This is a genomic window from Paraburkholderia sp. BR14320, assembly GCF_040948665.1.
In the GTDB taxonomy this organism is placed as follows: domain Bacteria; phylum Pseudomonadota; class Gammaproteobacteria; order Burkholderiales; family Burkholderiaceae; genus Paraburkholderia; species Paraburkholderia youngii.
This window is the reverse complement of sequence record NZ_JBFPKG010000005.1, coordinates 129730-147757: the sequence shown is the minus strand read 5'-3', so window position 1 is coordinate 147757 and position 18028 is coordinate 129730. Positions and strand designations below refer to the sequence as shown.

11 protein-coding genes are annotated in these 18028 nt (G+C 62.7%); 10 read left to right on the top strand and 1 reads right to left on the bottom strand.

Features of this window, described 5'->3' with window-relative positions:
- The first annotated feature begins 11 nt into the window (after nt 1–11).
- From tssB to AB3X89_RS07535, 10 genes are all read left to right on the top strand, one after another.
- Nucleotides 12–545, top strand: coding sequence for a type VI secretion system contractile sheath small subunit (tssB, locus tag AB3X89_RS07580; RefSeq protein ID WP_368582605.1), 534 nt, complete (start codon nt 12–14; stop codon nt 543–545).
- Nucleotides 546–591: 46 nt separating this feature from the next.
- Nucleotides 592–2094 carry a type VI secretion system contractile sheath large subunit gene (gene tssC, locus AB3X89_RS07575; RefSeq protein ID WP_368582604.1) on the top strand — a complete coding sequence of 501 codons (1503 nt, stop codon included), beginning with the start codon at nt 592–594 and terminating at the stop codon, nt 2092–2094.
- Between the two features lie 117 nt (nt 2095–2211).
- Complete coding sequence (locus AB3X89_RS07570; protein ID WP_368582603.1) at nt 2212–2694, top strand: Hcp family type VI secretion system effector; 483 nt, start codon at nt 2212–2214, stop codon at nt 2692–2694.
- Nucleotides 2695–2835: 141 nt separating this feature from the next.
- Nucleotides 2836–3381 (top strand): type VI secretion system lipoprotein TssJ, encoded by a 546-nt coding sequence (tssJ, locus tag AB3X89_RS07565; protein WP_368582602.1) that lies wholly within the window; start codon nt 2836–2838, stop codon nt 3379–3381.
- Between the two features lie 5 nt (nt 3382–3386).
- Entirely contained in the window at nt 3387–4736 is a 1350-nt protein-coding gene (tssK, locus tag AB3X89_RS07560) for a type VI secretion system baseplate subunit TssK (protein WP_368582601.1), read from the top strand.
- Nucleotides 4733–6067 carry a type VI secretion system protein TssL, long form gene (gene tssL / locus AB3X89_RS07555; RefSeq protein ID WP_368582600.1) on the top strand — a complete coding sequence of 445 codons (1335 nt, stop codon included), beginning with the start codon at nt 4733–4735 and terminating at the stop codon, nt 6065–6067. Before tssK ends, tssL begins: the two co-directional genes overlap by 4 nt.
- 13 nt (nt 6068–6080) lie before the next feature.
- Entirely contained in the window at nt 6081–10025 is a 3945-nt protein-coding gene (tssM, locus tag AB3X89_RS07550; RefSeq protein WP_368582599.1) for a type VI secretion system membrane subunit TssM, read from the top strand.
- A gap of 39 nt (nt 10026–10064) precedes the next feature.
- A complete protein-coding gene (locus AB3X89_RS07545; protein ID WP_368582598.1) occupies nt 10065–12887 on the top strand; it encodes a type VI secretion system Vgr family protein in 2823 nt (940 codons plus the stop codon).
- A gap of 89 nt (nt 12888–12976) precedes the next feature.
- Nucleotides 12977–13243: a PAAR domain-containing protein gene (locus tag AB3X89_RS07540; protein WP_368582691.1), complete on the top strand. Its 267-nt coding sequence runs from the start codon at nt 12977–12979 to the stop codon at nt 13241–13243.
- 16 nt (nt 13244–13259) lie between these two features.
- A complete protein-coding gene (locus tag AB3X89_RS07535) occupies nt 13260–16694 on the top strand; it encodes an RHS repeat-associated core domain-containing protein (RefSeq protein ID WP_368582597.1) in 3435 nt (1144 codons plus the stop codon).
- On the opposite strand, the gene AB3X89_RS07530 is transcribed toward AB3X89_RS07535, so the two are convergent.
- Nucleotides 16599–18002: a GlcNAc-transferase family protein gene (locus AB3X89_RS07530; protein ID WP_368582596.1), complete on the bottom strand. Its 1404-nt coding sequence runs from the start codon at nt 18000–18002 to the stop codon at nt 16599–16601. The genes AB3X89_RS07535 and AB3X89_RS07530 overlap by 96 nt on opposite strands.
- Between the last annotated feature and the right edge of the window lie 26 nt (nt 18003–18028).

Below are 18028 nucleotides of genomic sequence, written 5' to 3'. Positions count from 1 at the left end.
CTCAGAGCACTATGTCGGCTTCTACCAGTTCTCAAAAATTCATCGCACGGAATCGTGCTCCTCGCGTCCAGATCGAATACGACGTCGAGATTTACGGTTCGGATAAGAGAGTCGAGCTCCCGTTCGTGATGGGCGTCCTCGCCGACCTGTCGGGCAAGCCGCTCGAACCGTTGCCCGCCGTCGGCGATCGCAAGTTCTTCAATATCGACATCGAGAACTTCGACGAGCGAATGAAGGCCATGAAACCGCGTGTCGCGTTCGCGGTGCCCAACACGCTGACGAACGAAGGTCAGCTGATGGTCGATATCACGTTCGAAAGCATGGACGATTTCTCTCCCGCAGCCGTCGCGAAGAAGGTTGACGCGCTCGCGCAATTACTGGAAGCGCGTACGCAACTCGCCAATCTGCAAACGTATATGGATGGCAAGAGTGGCGCGGAAAACCTGGTCAGCAAGGTGTTGAGAGACCCTGCATTGCTCGAAGCGCTCGCCAAGGCGCCGAAACCTGAGGCGGGAGCCACCGGCGAGCCGGTGACCGACGAATGATTTTTGCTTTCCGCACGAAAGCACAGCCTGAAACAATGGGGAAATGATGGCCGAACTCCAAGCGAATACGCGCGCCAAGGCAACGGCGAGCGTGACCAATCAGTCCGATTTCAATACACTCCTGTCGCGCGAATTCAAGCCCAAAACGGAGCGCGCGCGCGAGGCTGTCGAGGGAGCTGTTCGAACGCTCGCACAGCAAGCGCTGCTTACATCGGCAACGGTGTCCGACGACGCGTACAAAAACATAGAGTCGATTATTGGGGAGATCGACCGCAAATTATCCGAACAGATCAACCTGATTCTCCACCATGAAGATTTTCAGGGTCTTGAAAGCGCGTGGCGTGGACTCCACCACCTGGTCGCGAACACGGAAACGGATGAGAAGCTGAAGATCCGCTTCATGGATGTGTCGAAGGACGACCTGCGCCGCACGATGAAGCGCTATAAGGGGATTGCGTGGGACCAGAGTCCGCTCTTCAAGCAAATCTACGAGGAAGAGTACGGGCAGTTGGGTGGCGAGCCGTACGGCTGTCTCGTCGCTGACTACTACTTCGATCACACACCGGCCGACGTCGACTTGCTGGGCTCGATTGCAAAGGTGGCGGCAGCATCGCATGCGCCGTTCATTACCGGCGCGGCGCCGTCCGTACTGCAGATGGACTCGTGGCAGGAACTCGCGAACCCCCGCGACCTGACGAAGATCTTTACGCAAAACCTCGAGTACGCGCCTTGGAACGCGTTGCGTAGTTCCGAAGACGCGCGCTACATCGGCCTTGCAATGCCGCGTTTCCTTGCGCGTCTGCCGTACGGCGTCAAGACGAATCCGGTCGATGAATTCAATTTCGAAGAGGCGACCGACGGCGCGGATCATCAACGCTATGTATGGTCCAACGCAGCCTACGCAATGGCGGTGAACATCAACCGTTCGTTCAAAAACTACGGCTGGTGCACGCTGATTCGCGGCGTGGAAAGCGGCGGTGTGGTTGAAAACCTGCCGTGTCACACGTTCCCGACGGATGACGGCGGGATCGACATGAAGTGCCCGACCGAAATCGCAATCTCCGACCGCCGCGAAGCGGAATTGTCCAAGAGTGGTTTCATACCGCTGATCCATCGCAAGAACACTGATTGCGCGGCGTTCATCGGCGCGCAATCGTTGCAGAAACCGGTCGAGTACCACGATCCGGACGCGACTGCGAACGCGAATCTATCGGCGCGTCTTCCGTATCTGTTCGCATGCTCGCGCTTTGCGCATTACCTGAAGTGCATCGTGCGCGACAAGATCGGCGCATTCAAGGAGCGCGACGAAATGCAGCAGTGGCTCAACGAATGGGTCATGAACTATGTCGACGCCGATCCCGCCAATTCGTCGCAGGAAACCAAGGCGCGTCGACCGCTGGCGGCGGCCGAAGTGGTCGTCGAGGACGTCGAGGGCAATCCTGGATATTACCAGGCGAAATTCTTCCTGCGTCCGCATTTCCAGCTCGAAGGTCTGACGGTTTCTCTGCGTCTCGTCGCGAAGCTGCCGCTTGTGAAGGAAGCCGCCTGATCCGGCGTCTACCGCTTATGCGGTGATTGCGGTGATTGAGCGACGGACAGGCGCTCACTAAATATGCCTGGCTTTCATTGAGCAACTCAAAACTAACGTGTACCAAGGAGTACTTTTATGGCGCAAGACATCTTTCTCAAGATTAACGGGATTGATGGTGAGTCGGCAGACGCTAACCACAAGGATGAAATCGACGTTCTGAGCTGGGAGTGGGGCGTTACGCAGCAATCGAATATGCACGTTGGTTCCGGCGGTGGCGCCGGCCGGGCTACGGTCGAAGACTTCACGTTCGAGCATTTCATCGATCGTGCAACGCCCAACCTGACGCAATACTGCCTCACCGGTAAGCACATCGACGAAGCGAAGCTGGTCGTGCGCAAGGCCGGCGGCAATCCGCTCGAGTACATCAAATTCACGATGAGCGACGTGCTGGTTACCTCGGTGCATCCGTCCGGCGTCAGCGACAGCGAATCACGCCCGCGCGAAACGGTGAGTCTGTCCTTTGCTCGCCTGAAGCAGGAATATGTAGTGCAGAACGCGCAAGGCGGCAGCGGCGGTGCGATCACGGCGACCTTCGATATCAAGAAGAATAAAGCCTGAAGTCGCACAGATTCCTGAATCCTGGCACCACCACTCTGTTGTCCGGTGGACCGTGTCAAGGCTGTTAGCCAGGATGCCGGGCTGGATGCAGGCATCCTGGTTTATTCAGGGCGACGTGCGAGATCTCCTTGATACCGTCAGATGGTTTCGATCTTTTTTTCCCGCTTCGCGATATGGCTGCGCATCGGGGGTTGGCTGGCTCTAAGCGGGGTGAGCGCATGGTTCTCCGGCTGCGCTAGCACGCCGGCTCCTGTTATCAAGGAGCGAACGACCCTCCGGCTTCAGGTCGCGGCAAACGAGAACGTCAATCCGAACGAGTGGGGAACGGCGGCGCCGATCCTCGTGCGGATCTACGAACTGAAGTCACCCGCGGCGTTTCAAACCGCCGACTTTTTCACGCTACAAAGCGACGACAAAAAAATCCTTGGCGACGACGCGCTGATCGTCGACGAATTCATTCTGCGTCCCGGCGACACCCGCGAGATCGTCCGCAAGTCGAACCCCGCCACTACCGCAATTGGCGTGCTGGCCGGCTACCGGGATCTCGGGAAATCAGTCTGGCGCGCGGTGTACCGGTTGCCAGTCGCGCCCGACGCCGCATGGTACAGGATGGCTCTTCCAGACAAGGAACAGAAGCTGACGATCCAGCTTGACCAGCGCACTGTTTCGATTTCAAAGTCAGACTAATTTCGATGAGTTGGTATAGCAAAGTTGTTTGGAGCGAGGGACTTTTCCTGCGCCCGCAATTGTTTCAGCAGCAGGAGCGGTATTTCGAGTCGTTCGCGCATCGCCGCAGTGCGCCGCTGAGCCCGTTTTTCTGGGGCTTCAGCCGTTATGAAATCGATCAGGAATCGCTGGCGTTCGGCAAGCTGGTGTTCAAGAGCGGGCTCGGCGTATTTCCGGACGGCACGCCGTTCGAGGTGCCGGGGCTGACGCAGCCTCCGCCGCCACTGACGATCGGACCGGAGCATCAGAACCAGGTGATTTACCTGGCGATCCCGCTTCGCCTGCCGAATACCGAGGAAACCGCCTTCACCGAGCAGAGCGGATCGCTGGCCCGCTACCATGCGTACGACACGGAACTGCGCGACAGCAATGCAATCGGCCAAGGTCCGAAGCCCGTCCAACTGTCGAATCTGCGCCTGCGGCTGTTGCCGGAGAAGGAGCTGACACAGTCCTGGATCGGTATTGCGCTGACGCGCGTGAAGGCACTGCACGCCGACGGCGCCGTGTCGCTGCACAGCACCGACCACATTCCGCCCGTGACCGGTTACGGCGCGAATCCATTGCTGCGCGAATGGGCGATGCAACTGCACGGCCTCGCGCGACTACGCGCCGACGCGCTCGCCGCTCGACTGTCAGGTGCCGATGGCCGTTCGGGCGCGGCGGCCGAAGTGGCCGACTATCTGCTGCTCCAGGTGCTCAATCGCTATGAGCCGCTGCTCGAACATATTTGCCAGCTCGAGGAGACAGCGCCGGTCCACCTGTATCGCGAGCTCGCCCTTTTTGCGGGCGAACTTTCGACGTTCGTGCGTCCGCAAACACGCCGTCCGCGGCCCGCTCCAGGCTATGACCATGCGCAGCTCTACGGCAGTATCAGGCCGCTCGTCGAGGAGGTTCACTATCTGCTGAACCAGGTGTTGATTCGCGGTGCGCAGCCCATTGCGCTTACGGAGCAGGCGCACGGCATCCGTACGGCCGCGATGTTGCCGAACGAACTGGCTGGCTATTCGAGCCTCGTGCTCGCGGTGGGCGCGCAGATGCCTTCCGAATTGCTGCAGCAGCAGTTTCTTGCCCAGACGAAGATCAGCCATCCGCAGCGCTTGCCGGAATTGATCCGTTCGCACCTGCCGGGTCTGACGATAGCCGCGCTGCCGGTTCCTCCGCGTCAGATTCCGTTCAACTCGGGCTTTATCTATTTCGAACTGTCGCGTACCGGACCGTTCTGGGAACAGATTGCACGGCACGGAGGGCTCGCCATGCATGTCGCCGGACACTTCCCGGAACTCAAGCTTGAACTGTGGGGCGTGCGTCAAAAATGAGTACCGGCGCATACGGGGATGATGCGTTCGACTTTCTGCTGAACCCCGACAACTCCGCTTCTGGCCAGAGCCAGCCGTCTGCATTGCCCGCTGGGCGTCCCGCAGCCGCGGCCGTCTCCAATCAGGAACCGGTCGTCGATGCGGCTGCCTTCGATCCGCCGGAAGACGTGCAGACGCGTCTCGAGCGCATGAAGACCGCGCGCAATCCGTTGCGTGAAGCCGCGCAGCCTTTGTTGCGCATGCTGGCGGACATGCCGGCTTCGCTCGATTCGTCGGCCGCGGTCGCGAGCTTGCGCTCGCTGCTGGTGCGTGAGGTCGCCGCCTTCCAGAAGGTCTGCGACAAAGCAGGTTTGCCGTGGAAACACGTGGCGGCTGTTCGTTACGCGCTGTGCACCGCGCTCGACGAAGCCGCCAACCGCACGCTTTGGGGGAGCGGTGGCATTTGGGCCGCGCGGGGTTTGTTGCTGAAGTTCGAAGGAGAAGTGGACGGTGGCGAGAAATTCTTCCTGCTGATCGGCCGCATGGCAACGGACCCCCAGGAGTACATCGACGTCCTCGAGGTGCTGTATCGCATTCTCAGCCTGGGATTCGAAGGACGCTACAGCGTTGCCGCGGACGGTTCACGTCATCTGGAGCAGATCCGGCAGCGGATGCTGACGCTCATCAGCGGCACGCGCGACACGCTGCGGCTCGAACTGTCGCCGCATTGGCGCGGCGAGGCGCCGGGCAGGATGCGGCTGCTGAAAAGCGTCCCGGTCTGGGCGACGGCGGGCGTCGCCGCGCTATGCGTGTTCGCGCTGTTCGCCTGGTACGAATATCGGCTTCTGGCGCAAAGCAATGCGCTGCAAGCGAAGATTCTCGCGATTGGAGCGCCGATCAAGGTCGCGGCTCCGGTCGTTCACGAGCGCTTGCGCCTGGCCGTTCTGCTGAAGGATGAGATCGCTCGCGGCCAGGTCCTGGTCGAAGAGAACGACAGCAGCAGCCGGGTCGTGTTCCGTGGCGACTACGTGTTTCTTCCGGGGCAAAGCCGCATTCGCCCGGAACTTGACCCGGTGTTGACCAGGGTGGCACAGGAGGTCGCGCGGGTCGGCGGCCATGTCACGGTGACCGGGCACACCGACAATCAGCCGATTCATACCGCGGAGTTTCCCGACAACCGCGCGTTATCGGAAAAGCGTGCGGCGTTCGTCGCCGACGTATTGAAGGCGCACGGCGTGCCTGCTAATCGCATCGCGGCCGTCGGCAAGGGCGATACACAACCTGTCGCGGACAACGGTACAGCGGAAGGTCGTTCCCGCAATCGGCGCGTGGAAGTCTTCGTCGCGCATTAACGGGAAAGCCTTGATGTCTTATTTGAACCGCTTATCGAAACTTGTGCTGACCCGCCAGACGCTGGTGCTCGCCGCGATCCTCGTGGCGGCTGTGGCCGTCTGGTTCGTGGGGCCTCTGATCGCATTTGGCGACTACCGGCCGCTAGACAGCGTGCTCTCGCGCGCGCTGTCGATCGCCGTGCTGTTGCTGCTGCTGTTGTTCTGGCTGCTCGGCTGGTCGCCGGGCGTCATCGGCGTCGCGTTGCTGTGTGTTGCGCTATGGTATTTCGGACCAATACTCGCGTTCGGCGAAACGCATCCGCTCGGCACCACATGGTCCCGCGTGCTGCTGATCTCGGTGTTGCTCGCCTGCTACGCGATCTATGGGCTGTATCGCCTGTGGCGGGCAGTTCGCAGCGACGACGTGCTGCTGCAGCGCGTGCTGAACCCGTTCACGAAGAAGTCGGCCGCGACCCCTGTCGCACGAGAGGAAATCCGCGCGCTTCACGCGGTCGTCGCGAAGGCCATCGACAAACTCAAACGCATGCGCGGCGGACCGGCGGGGCTGCGTCGTCTGCTCGAAAGCCAGCGCTATCTGTACGAACTTCCGTGGTACATGGTGGTGGGCTCGCCGGGTGCCGGCAAGACGACGTTGATCCTGAACTCGGGTCTGGATTTCCCGGAGGCGGAGCAGATGGCCGCGGCGTCGCTGAGAAGCCGCATCGAAACGGATAATTGCGACTGGTGGTTCGCGAACGAGGCGGTGCTGATCGATACCGCGGGCCGTTATGCGGTTCAGGACGCAGCGTCGCAAGACGCCGCGAAGGTCGACGTCAAACCGGAAGACCTGAAGAGCGCGAACGAGGCCGAATGGCGCGGCTTTCTCGGGCTGCTTCGCAAGCGGCGCCCGCGCGCGCCGATCAACGGTGCGTTGCTGGCCGTTTCGGTCGAAGAGCTGTTGACGCGCCCAGCGTCTGAACGAAAGGCGCTAGCCGCGTCGTTGCGCGCGCGGCTCGGCGAGTTGCGACAGCAGTTGGGGATTCGATTCCCCGTCTACGTACTCGTCACGAAGCTCGATTTGCTGCCCGGCTTCGGGGAGTATTTCCAGTCGTTGACGGCGGAAAGCCGCGCGCAAATCTTCGGTTTTACGCTGCCTTATCAGGAAGAGCCGGAACAACACGGCCGCGACACATTGCGTCTGACCTGCGCAGCCGAGATGCGTGAGCTGGAGCAGGGACTCGAAGACGGCATCAACACGAGGCTGCAGGAGGTGTACGAGGTCGATCTGCGCAAGAAGCTGTATGCGTTGCCGTCCGAATTTCGCAGCCTGTGCGCGGAACTCGATGAATTGCTCGCGCTAGTGTTCCTCGATTCGAAATACGACGACACGCAGTTGAACAGCACGCTGCGCGGCGTCTATTTCACGAGCGCGGCGCAAACTCACGAGGCCGTGTCCGCCGACAGCACCACACTGCTACAGCGGCTGCGTCGCGGGCTCGCGGGTTCGTTCGGCGCCGCGCCGAAAACGCTCTCGACGTCGTCCGGCGACGCTATCCCTATCGCCTATCGCGGCTATTTCTTACGCAATCTGTTTAAGCACGTGATCCTGGCCGAAGCGCATCTGGTGCGGCCGAACCTGTACTGGGAAATCCGTTTCCGCGCGTTGCGTGTTGTCGGGCATCTGCTCGCGATCATCATCGCGGTGTGGCTGATTGGTGCTCTCGTCGTGAGCTTCGGCAATAACCACGAGTATCTTGCGGCGATCGGCGGCAAGACCGATGGGCTCGCCGCGCGGGTCCTGTCGCAGCGCAAGGCGCCGCAGCCCGGGGCGACGGGGTCGATACTGTCAGCGTCGCGTGACCTGCCGCAGTTCGACGGCATCGACCTCGACAGCCCCGGTCTCGCATGGCGCTACGGGCTGTACACGGCGCCCGCCATCAGCGCCGCCGCTAACGAGACCTACGACAATCTGCTGAAACAGATGCTGCTGCCGCAAGTCATCGGCCGGCTCGAAACGGTGCTCGACACGCAAATTGGCGCACAGGACGCGGACGGCGTTTATCGCACGCTGACGGTCTACCTGATGCTGTTCGATCGCTCGCACTACGACGCGAAAGCGATCAAGGCCTGGGTGCTCGGCGATTGGGAACACGCCAACAGCGTCGCGCCGCTGGGCGAGCGCAGCGTGATGGCGCGGCATCTCGACGCCCTGATCGATGAAAGGGTCCCCGCGGTGCCGGCGAAACCGGTGAATGCGCAGCTGGTGCGTCGCGCGCGCGAGTTCCTCGGCCGCAATCCGGCGTCCGGACGTCTCTACGAACGCGCGACGAACACCATGGCGCCGGAGGCGCCCGAGAACGTCACGCTGCTGAGCGCCGCGGGTCCGCAGGCCACTACCGTGTTCATGCTGGCCAACGGCTCGACGCTCGCGCGAGGCATACCCGGTCTCTATACCTACGATGGCTATCACGCGGTATTCAACAAGCGCCTGCCGGAATTTCTCGAGCAGGCGCGCAAACAGGACGCGTGGGTGATGGGCGAGGCCGAGGCGTCGACAGGGTGGCGGCGCGCACTGCGCAAAGATAGGCTCGCCGACGATATCCGTCGCCAGTACTTGACCGACTATGGCAACTACTGGAGCCAGTTTCTCGACGACGTAAGACCGGTGTCCGGCGGCGAAGGCACGCTGGCGCCCGATCTGCAGACCCTGCGTACGCTGGCTGCGCCGGATTCGCCACTGGCGAGACTCGCGCGAACCGCCGCGCGCGAGACGTCGCTGTCGGTCGCTGACGGCGCGGACGAGCCGTCGGCCGCCGGGAGCGCCATCAACGTGATCATGCGTCGCTCGCAGGGGGCGCGCGCCGCGAGCGCCGTGGCCGCAACCGCCACCATCGGGCAACTGGCGCAGCAGAAGATGGAACGTGAACTGGTCGACCGACGCTTTGCCGCGCTGCGCGAAGTCGTGACCGGCCAGGCCGATAGCGGGAGCGCGCTCCCTGGCGGCAGCGGCGTGCTGCAGCTGGGCGGCGTCATCGGGCTGATCAACGAGCAGTACACGCGTCTGATGACGGCCGGCGACGTGCTCGCTACCAACAGCATGCCGCCCACGGACGACCTCGGCGCCCCGATGCAGCTCGAGGCGCAGAAGCTGCCGCCGCCGTTTCGCGCCGTGCTCGTGGGTCTCGCGTCGCAGTCGTTGCGTAAGGTGGACCGCAACGTCGGCTCGCTGCTGACGATGCAGGTCGAATCGAGCGTTGGCGCGCAATGCCGCCGTGCAGTCGAAGGCAAATATCCGTTCGTCGCGAGCGTCCAGGAAGTCGACATCGACGATTTCAACCGCGTATTCGCGGCAGGCGGCCTGCTCGACGACTTCTTCCATAAGACGCTTGCCAGCCGTGTCGATACGAGCATACGGCCGTGGCGTTATAAGCCGGTGAGTCCCGGCATGCCGCCCATGCAGGGACCGAGTCTCGAACCGTTCGAACGCGCCGCGGCGATCCGCCAGACGTTTTTCCGCGATCCCGGCGCGACCCGGATGTCGTGGAACGCGGGTCTCAAGGTCGTGTCGCTGGACCCCGAGATTACCGATCTGCTCGTCGACGTCGACGGGCAAAGCCTGCGCTATGCGCACGGTCCGGTCACGTCATTCCCGATCACATGGCCGGGGCCGCGCGGCGGCTCGATGGCCGGCCTCACCGCGAATCCGCGCGTGCGTCCGGACACGTCGACCGTGATGACCGAGGGTCCGTGGGCGCTGTTCCGTCTGATCGACCGGGGCCGTGTGACGTCGACGTTGTCGTCGAGCCGCTCGGCAGTGGACTTCAATTTTGACGACCGGCACGCGGTTATCGAACTGACGTCGGGCGGGCAGTCGGGACCGCAACTCACCGCGTTGCTGCGGGATTTTCGTTGCCCCGGCAGTGGAAGCACGCCGGCAAGGCGAACGGACGCGTCGTCAGGCAGTGCATCGTCCAACTAGCTGTAGCGCCTTTTCGATAAAGAGACCTTAGAGGAGTGCATGTCAAGTAATCCCTTGAACGCGATAAGTGTGCAAAGCCGCGCAGTAACCGTATTCAGCGCGGCGATACCGGGGTGGCCGGCTCAGGGCGCGGACGGACTGACGCAGCCGGCGCTGAAGTTCATGTCACTGAACGGTGACGAGCATCTCGGCAAGCTGTTCGAATACGAACTGCTGTTGCGCACGCCCGACGACTACACGGTGCCGCTTGCCGTCAGTGCCAACCTCGACCTGAAGGCGCTGCTAGGCAAGGAAATGACCGTCGCGATCGACCTCGAGCCGAGCGCCGATGCCGAGGCGGCTCAGCGTGAAATCACCGGACTCGTCGCCGCCGCGCAATACCTGCGTCGGGAAGGCCGCTACAACGTCTATCGTGTCGTGTTGAAGCCCTGGCTGTGGCTGGCCACCCTGACGACCGACTACAAGATTTTCCAGAACAAGACGGTCATCGAGATCATCGACGAGGTTCTGAAGGACTATCCGTATCCGGTCGAAAAGCGCCTCGAGGTGAGCCGCTATGCGCTCGAAGGCGAGAGCCCGACCAACGAGCCGCGCGCGTTCCAGGTCCAGTACGGCGAGACCGACTACCACTTCATTCAACGCCTGATGGAGGAGTGGGGCATCTACTGGTTTTTCGAGCATGCCGACGGCAAGCACCGGCTCGTGCTGTGCGATCACATTGGCGCGCACCGTCAGTCGCCGAACTCCGCATACCGGACGCTCGCGTTCCAACCGCAGAACGGCAAGACCGACACCGAATACATCAGCGCGTTTTCGACGGCGGAAGTTTTGTGCACCGGTCACTATGTGACGAGCGACTTCGACTTCACACGTTCGCGGGCCGACATGCGAGCGATCAATCAGCAGCCCCGCGACACCAGCTGGAACCTGCTCGAGCGCTACGACTGGCCGGGCGACTACACCGACGGCAGCCACGGGGAACTGCTCGCGCGTACGCGCATGGAAGCGCTGCGGGCGCCGGGCACGCGAGCGCAAGGCGAAGGTAACGTGCGCGGACTGGCGTGCGGGCAGACGTTCGTGTTGAGCCACTACGATCATACGGCCGCGAACTGCGAGTACCTGGTGATCGGTACGAGGCTCGCCCTGACCGGTACGCCGGATGAATCGGGTAGCGGTTACGAGTACACCTGCAGCAACAAGTTCGACGTGCAGCCGACAAGCGAAGTGTTCAGACTGCCGCGCGAGACGTCGAAACCGATCGTCAGCGGGCCTCAGTCGGCGGTCGTCGTAGGTCCCGAGGGCAAGGAATTGTGGACCGACGAATTCGGCCGCGTGAAGGTTCGCTTCGTCTGGGACCGCTACGGCCGCAACGTCGAAACCGACTCCTGCTGGGTCCGTGTGAGCCAGGCTTGGGCCGGTCAGGGTTTCGGTGGCATCTACATTCCGCGCATCGGCCAGGAAGTCATCGTCGATTTCTGGAACGGCGACCCGGATCGCCCGCTGATCACCGGGAGCCTGTACAACACGGTGACGCGTCCGCCCTATGAGTTGCCTGGCAACGCGACGCAAAGCGGTTTCATGAGCCGGTCGATGGAAGGGGGCTTGCAGAACTACAACAGCATTCGCTTCGAGGATAAGGCGGGTGCCGAGGAATTCACGGTGCAAGCCGAGCGGGACATGAACCGCCTGACGAAGCTCAACGAATCGCACGTGGTCGGTGCCGACTACACGATCGGCGTGGCCGCGGCGCACAGCATGACCGTTGGGGCGACTTCGAGCACGGTCGTTGGCGGCAAGTATTCGATGAGGGTGAAGAATGTTGCCTTCCATTCCGTCGATCTGGGACAGTTCGTTTCGATCGGCGGGCTCGAGGAGACTGCGGTTGGGGGTGCCTCCACTCTGACGGTGGGCGGGGCACGTACGGTCACGGTCGGTGGCGCGTCCACGCACGCGGTGGGGGGGGCCTATTCGCTGTCGGCTGGAGGGGTGCTGTCTATCGTGTGCGGCAAGTCGTCTCTGACGATGAACATGGATGGCGAGATCAAGCTCATCGGCAAGTCGATCCGCATCCAGGGCGACACCCGTGTCGTGGTGCAAGGCACGCCGCTGGACCTCAACCCCGGTGACATGGAATGCGGCAGCGCAGTGACGGTGCCGGTTCCTGTAGTGGTGCTTGATGCGCTGGACGTTCCAATTATTCCGCCGCCGCCTTCGGAGGAACCACTTCCGACGATGGATCCGCTTCCGACGGAAGACCCACCGCCTTCGGAAGAACCGCCGCCTTCGGAGGAGCCGCCGCCGTCGGAAGAGCCACCGCCTTCGGAAGAACCGCCGCCTTCGGAAGAGCCACCGCCTTCGGAAGAACCGCCGCCTTCGGAAGAGCCGCCGCCTTCAGAAGAACCGCCGCCTTCGGAAGAGCCGCCGCCGTCGGAAGAGCCGTCACCTTCGGAAGAGCCGTCACCTTCGGAAGAGCCACCACCTTCGGAAGAGCCACCGCCTTCCGAAGAGCCGCCGCCCTCGGAAGAGCCACCACCTTCGGAAGAGCCGCCGCCTTCGGAAGAGCCAACGCCTTCGGAAGAGCCACCACCTTCGGAAGAGCCACCACCTTCGGAAGAGCCACCACCTTCGGAAGAGCCACCACCTTCGGAAGAGCCGCCGCCCTCGGAAGAGCCACCGCCTTCGGAAGAGCCGCCGCCCTCGGAAGAACCGCTGCCTTCGGAAGAGCCACCGCCTTCCGAAGAACCGCCGCCCTCGGAAGAGCCGCCGCCCTCGGAAGAGCCGCCGCCCTCGGAAGAGCCGCCACCGTCGGAAGAACCGCCGCCGCCGACTGAAACACCACCGGCAACCGGCACCGACGCGTAACAGCGTATTTCGCAATACCGTGCAGCCGGCGGATGCCTTCGCGCATCGCCCTGCACGGTCTTTCAATTTTCATTGGGAGAAGATCGATCATGTTTCCAGCGGCTCGCAAAGGCGATGCGATCGGACATGGCGGTTCGATCGCTGGGGGTTCCCCGACGGTCTTCATCAATCAAATGCCTGCGGCGCTCGTCGGTATGAGTTCTGCCGTTTGCACACTGCACCCGGGCTCGCAAGCTGTGGTCGCGGGTTCGGGCACGGTATTGATCAACAACGTGCCGGCGGCATTGGTTGGCGGCCAGGTTTCGTGTGGCGCGGTGTGTTCCGCTGGCTCGCCAGACGTGCGCATCGGTTCATGATGACGATGGTGGCCACGTGACGACGGGACTCGCGGGAATCGGCGGCGAGCTGCTCGGCCTGCCCGGCGTCGTATTGCCCGTCGCCTGTGTCGGACCGTTGCTCGATCGCTGTGAGCGGCTCGGCGACCTGGTCGACCGCTTTCGGATACGCCGTGCGCTGTCTGGCATTCTGTGCGGCTCGGTCGATGTGATCAGCGGCAGCAAAATCTGCCTGCCTGCCGACGAAACCGACTTCAGGCTGCGAGGCCGCCTTCCGCTCGGATGGTCGCGTTGCTATTCGAGCGCGCAGCACGCGCTCGGACTGCTCGGCGTCGGCTGGCGCACGAACTGGGAAGTCACGCTGCACAAGCGCGACGATCAACTGCTCTATACCGACGAATACGGCAGCACGCTCAGCGTGCCGTTTCCCGAGCCGGGGACGCAGGTGATTGCGTCGGCTGCGCAATTGCACATCGCGCATCTGAGCGACGGACGCCTCGTCGTTGCGGATCTGACGCCGCACTACCGCATGTTCGGCGATTTCGACGCGAACGGAATCGCACGGCTCAAATACGTCGAGGATCTGCGTCAGCAGCGGATCGGCCTGATCTGGGACCCAGACGGGCGCTTGCTGCGCATGCGTGGGACCTGCGGACACGAACTGCGCATGCACTATGAAGCGCGGATGGGACCGCGTTTGAGCGCTGTCGAGTGTGTCGACGGCGGTCCCACCGGCGCGCTGGTCCAGTATGGCTACAGCCAGCATGGCGAACTCACCGAGGTGCGCAACCGGGTCGGGGAAATCGTGCGTCGCTTTGCATACCGCGATGGGCGGATCGTCGAAGACGCAGACGCGCTCGGCATGGCGACACGCTACGTATGGCAGACGATCGGCGGCGCCGCGCGCGTGGTTCGACGAGTTACGTCGGAAGGCGCGCGTGATCGCTTCGCCTACGACTTCGATAGTCAGATCAGTGAGGTCAGCGATGTCTTCGGCAACGCGGCGCATTGGCAGTACGACGACCACGGCCGCGCGCTGTCGCACACCGACTTCGACGGCCGACGCTACCGGTTCGGCCACGATGCCGCCGTCGCGCCGGTCACACTGCAACTGCCCGGCGAGCGGGAGGTTCGCATCGAATACGATGCGCTCGGACGCGTCGCGTGCGAGACGGACCCGCAGGGCGCCACCCGCTCGACGCAGTATGCGTTTGCGTCACGCGAGCCCGTGTCGGTCGCGTTGAGCGATGGCCGTGCGTGGACGTGGGCACGCAACGATCGCCTGCAGCCGTTGCACTATCAAACCCCGTCGGGAGAATTCACGCGTTTCGAATATGGCGACGCTGGCGATGTCGTACGCTCGACGGATGCGCACGGAGGCGCCACCACCTTCGCGCATAACGCGTGGGGACAGGTGACATGTCGCACTGGAGTCGGCGGGAGCACGACGCGCTACGAGTATGACGTCAACGGTTACGTCGTCAGCCTGACCGACGCGCTCGACGGCGTCACGCGAATCGAGCGCGATGGCCTCGGCCGGCCGTTGACCATCACACGTCCGGACGGACAGGCCGAGCGTCATGAGTGGAATGCGGCTGGCAAGCGCACGTCGTTCGTTGGCCCGAGTGGCCGATGCCGGCACTGGCATCGAGACCGGCGAGGCAACGTCGTACGCGCGGTCGACGAAGAAGGTCACGTGATCGTGCGTCGGTACGATGCGCATGGGCGTCCGGTTCGAATCGAAAGCGCGAACGGCGCGGTGCAGGTGCTTCGGTGGAATGCGAGCAGTTGCCTGTCGATCGCGGACGCCGATGGCGTGCAACGCAGCTTCGACTATGCGGCTAGCGGGCAGGTCCGTTGTCTCACGTGGAAGGCGGGCGAGCAACAGCGTTGCGAAACGTTCGACTACGACCGTGCGGGCCGGCTGATCCAGCGCGAAACCCCGCATAGCCGCTATATGTACCACTACGGACCGGGCGGATTGCTCGACCGCGTGATCCGCGAGCCGACACCGGAAGGCGAGCTACTCGGTATCGGAGCGGATGAGATCCGCTTCGAACACGACGCCGGCGGACGTCTGATCGCCGAGCACGGCGCAAACGGCACACTGCGTTACACCTACGACGCCGCTGGCCGCATTGTCGCGACTCAGCTGCCGCAGGGGCAGGAGCTGCGTACGCGCCGCTTCGAAACCGGCGACATCGCGTTCATCGAACTGGGCGAACGGCAGATTGCGCGCTTCTGGTATGACGCGATGAGGCGTCCGGTTGCGCGCACGCAAGGTCGCTTGCGTACGCATACGGGCTTTTCGCCGCTCGGCTTGCCGGTGTGGTGGCGCTCGGTGACGGGGCGCGACGTGGATACGCCGGGCTCCGCGACAGAACCTGTCACCGAATTGTGGCGCGAAGTCGATTACAGTCCCGCTGACCTGATCGTCAGGACGGGCGGCGAGCGCGACGGTCAGATGTGGTACGACTACGACCGGCGTGGGTGTCTGTTGCGCTCGGTGTCGGAGAACGGGGACATCGAGTATTTCACGTGGGACGCCGCCGGCAATCTGCTCGATACGCCTGGCGGCAGCTGGTTCCCGGCCGTGTATCCGGACCACCGGTTACGGGAATGCCGCGGACATCGTTACGACTACGATGTGTGGGGACAATTGGTGCGTAGAAGTGGTCGCGACCATACGCTATCGCTTGATTGGGATGCGGAGGGGCGCATCATCGCCGCGCATCGCCAGGGCTATACCGTGCGCTATCAGTACGACGCAATCGGTCGGCGTATCGCCAAGCGTGTCGAATCCACTGCGCCACGGCGCATGCAGCAGCTATCGATGCCGGAGCGCGACGAGGTCACGCGCTATGTATGGCAAGGACACAGACTGATCCAGCAGCGCCGCGCGATGGAACTGCGCACCTACCTGTATCAACCCGAACCCGACGGCTCAACCGGCTTCGCGCCGCTCGCTTGCGTGGACCAGGCCCTCACCGATGATGGTGCGATCAAAAGGACGCAGGTCTATCACTATCACACGGACGTCGCCGGTACGGCCGTCGCGCTCACGGACGAGACTGGCCGGGTCGTATGGCGTGGGCGTTATCGTGCGTGGGGCAGTCTCGTGACGCCGGAGTGGCAAAGCAGCGACGCGTTTGCGCAGCCACTTCGCTATGCCGGCCAATACGCCGACGATGAAACCATGCTGTATTGCAACGGTGCGCGTTTTTATGATCCTCATGCGGGCCGCTACATCAGCCCCGATCGCAACGGCGAACCCGGAGGCAGTCCGTACCGCTACGCGCCGAATCCGCTGACGTGGTGCAATCCTCTCGGCCGCGCGACGCCGGAGGCGTCTCCGTGCGTCGTAGTCGCGGACGCATCATGCATCGCTGGCGCGTCTGACCCGGCTCAATACGTTGCCGGCGTCGTCGAACAACTCCACGACGTAGCTGGCTGGGACCCGGCCAAGTTCTGATTCGAAAGTCACATGAAAATCGAGCCAATCGTTTTTCCGGCATCGGGACAGACCGCTGGCGTCGACGGTTTCGCGGCGTAGTTCCGTCTCGCCGTTGTCGTAGATCACGACGGCAACCGACGTTGCGGCCAGCAACGCGTGCTCGACGCCGGGTATGCTCACATGCCTGTCGAATCCATTCCGATGTACGCACACGCGGACGTCGTTTGCGCGTAGCAGAGAGGCCTGCCATGTCGCTTCGTCGGGACGCTGAGAGCCCGGGGTGGGTGGATCGTCGTTCAATACCGACTGTTGGACTCCGCGCCACTTGAAGCTGATGCCCGCGTAGGCCTCGTAATCGGCGAGCGTGCGTTCGGCCCCGAGTCCATACTTGCCGAACTCGGCGTCAGCCAGCGTTTGTCCGTCGATACCGAGCAGTGCACGATTGCGCTGCAATGAGCGCTCGTTGCGCTCGTGCCAAGGCTCGCCGATCTCACCCCGTTCCTTGGCCTCGTGACTGTGGTCGTTCCACATCTTGACGCGATATGAACGCAGATATTCGTGCCACCCGATCAGCCTGTGCGGACTGTACAGGTCATAGCCGTGCGTGAACGCTCGGACCGCAAGCGAGATCTCCTCGCCGTGAAAGAAATAGTCGGGATCGTGCTGGACCACTTCGGCAAAGTGGCCGTCGGCAAATGCGAAGTGTGCGCTGAAGAAGCGCGAACGGACCGGGCGAATGCGCGTTCTCCAGTCGGAAAGTGTTCTCGAGCGGAACAGGACGACCCCTTCCTTCGAAAACCTCGCATAGGCCAATATCCTCGGCTCGTCGCTCGATCGAGCATCGTCGTTTTCGGGGTCGTACATCGGAAGGTAAGCGGTCAAAACCGGTTTCGGGCTTTCATCGCGTAGCGACTCCAGCATCTCGATTGCGAGCGTGTCCCATCCGTCGACGAAGCGGTGGTGCGAGTCGAGTTGCAGTGTGTAGCGCTCGCCACCGTATCGCTGCTGGACCAGATTGCGGGCCCAACATGCGCCCTGCGTCATCATGTGAGGGACGTCGATCAATTCGATCTTCGCTTCGCGATGACCGAGATGGTGGATCGTCCAGTTGCCGGTCTGTTCGGCTCGCCAATCGCCAAAGCCCTGCTGCCAGAACTGGATCATCGTTTCGTCGTGCGCATGCTGCCAGCAGACGATGATCCTCAGCAGATTCGGCCTGCCGGCTTTGTCGATCAAATCCAGCAGGGTAGGGACCAACTGCGGGTCGCGATAGCTCGCGATTTGCACGAAGATCGAGTTCGGCGGTGCGACGGGTATCTCGGTCATGCTAGTTGCTTCTGGTAGACGTTTGC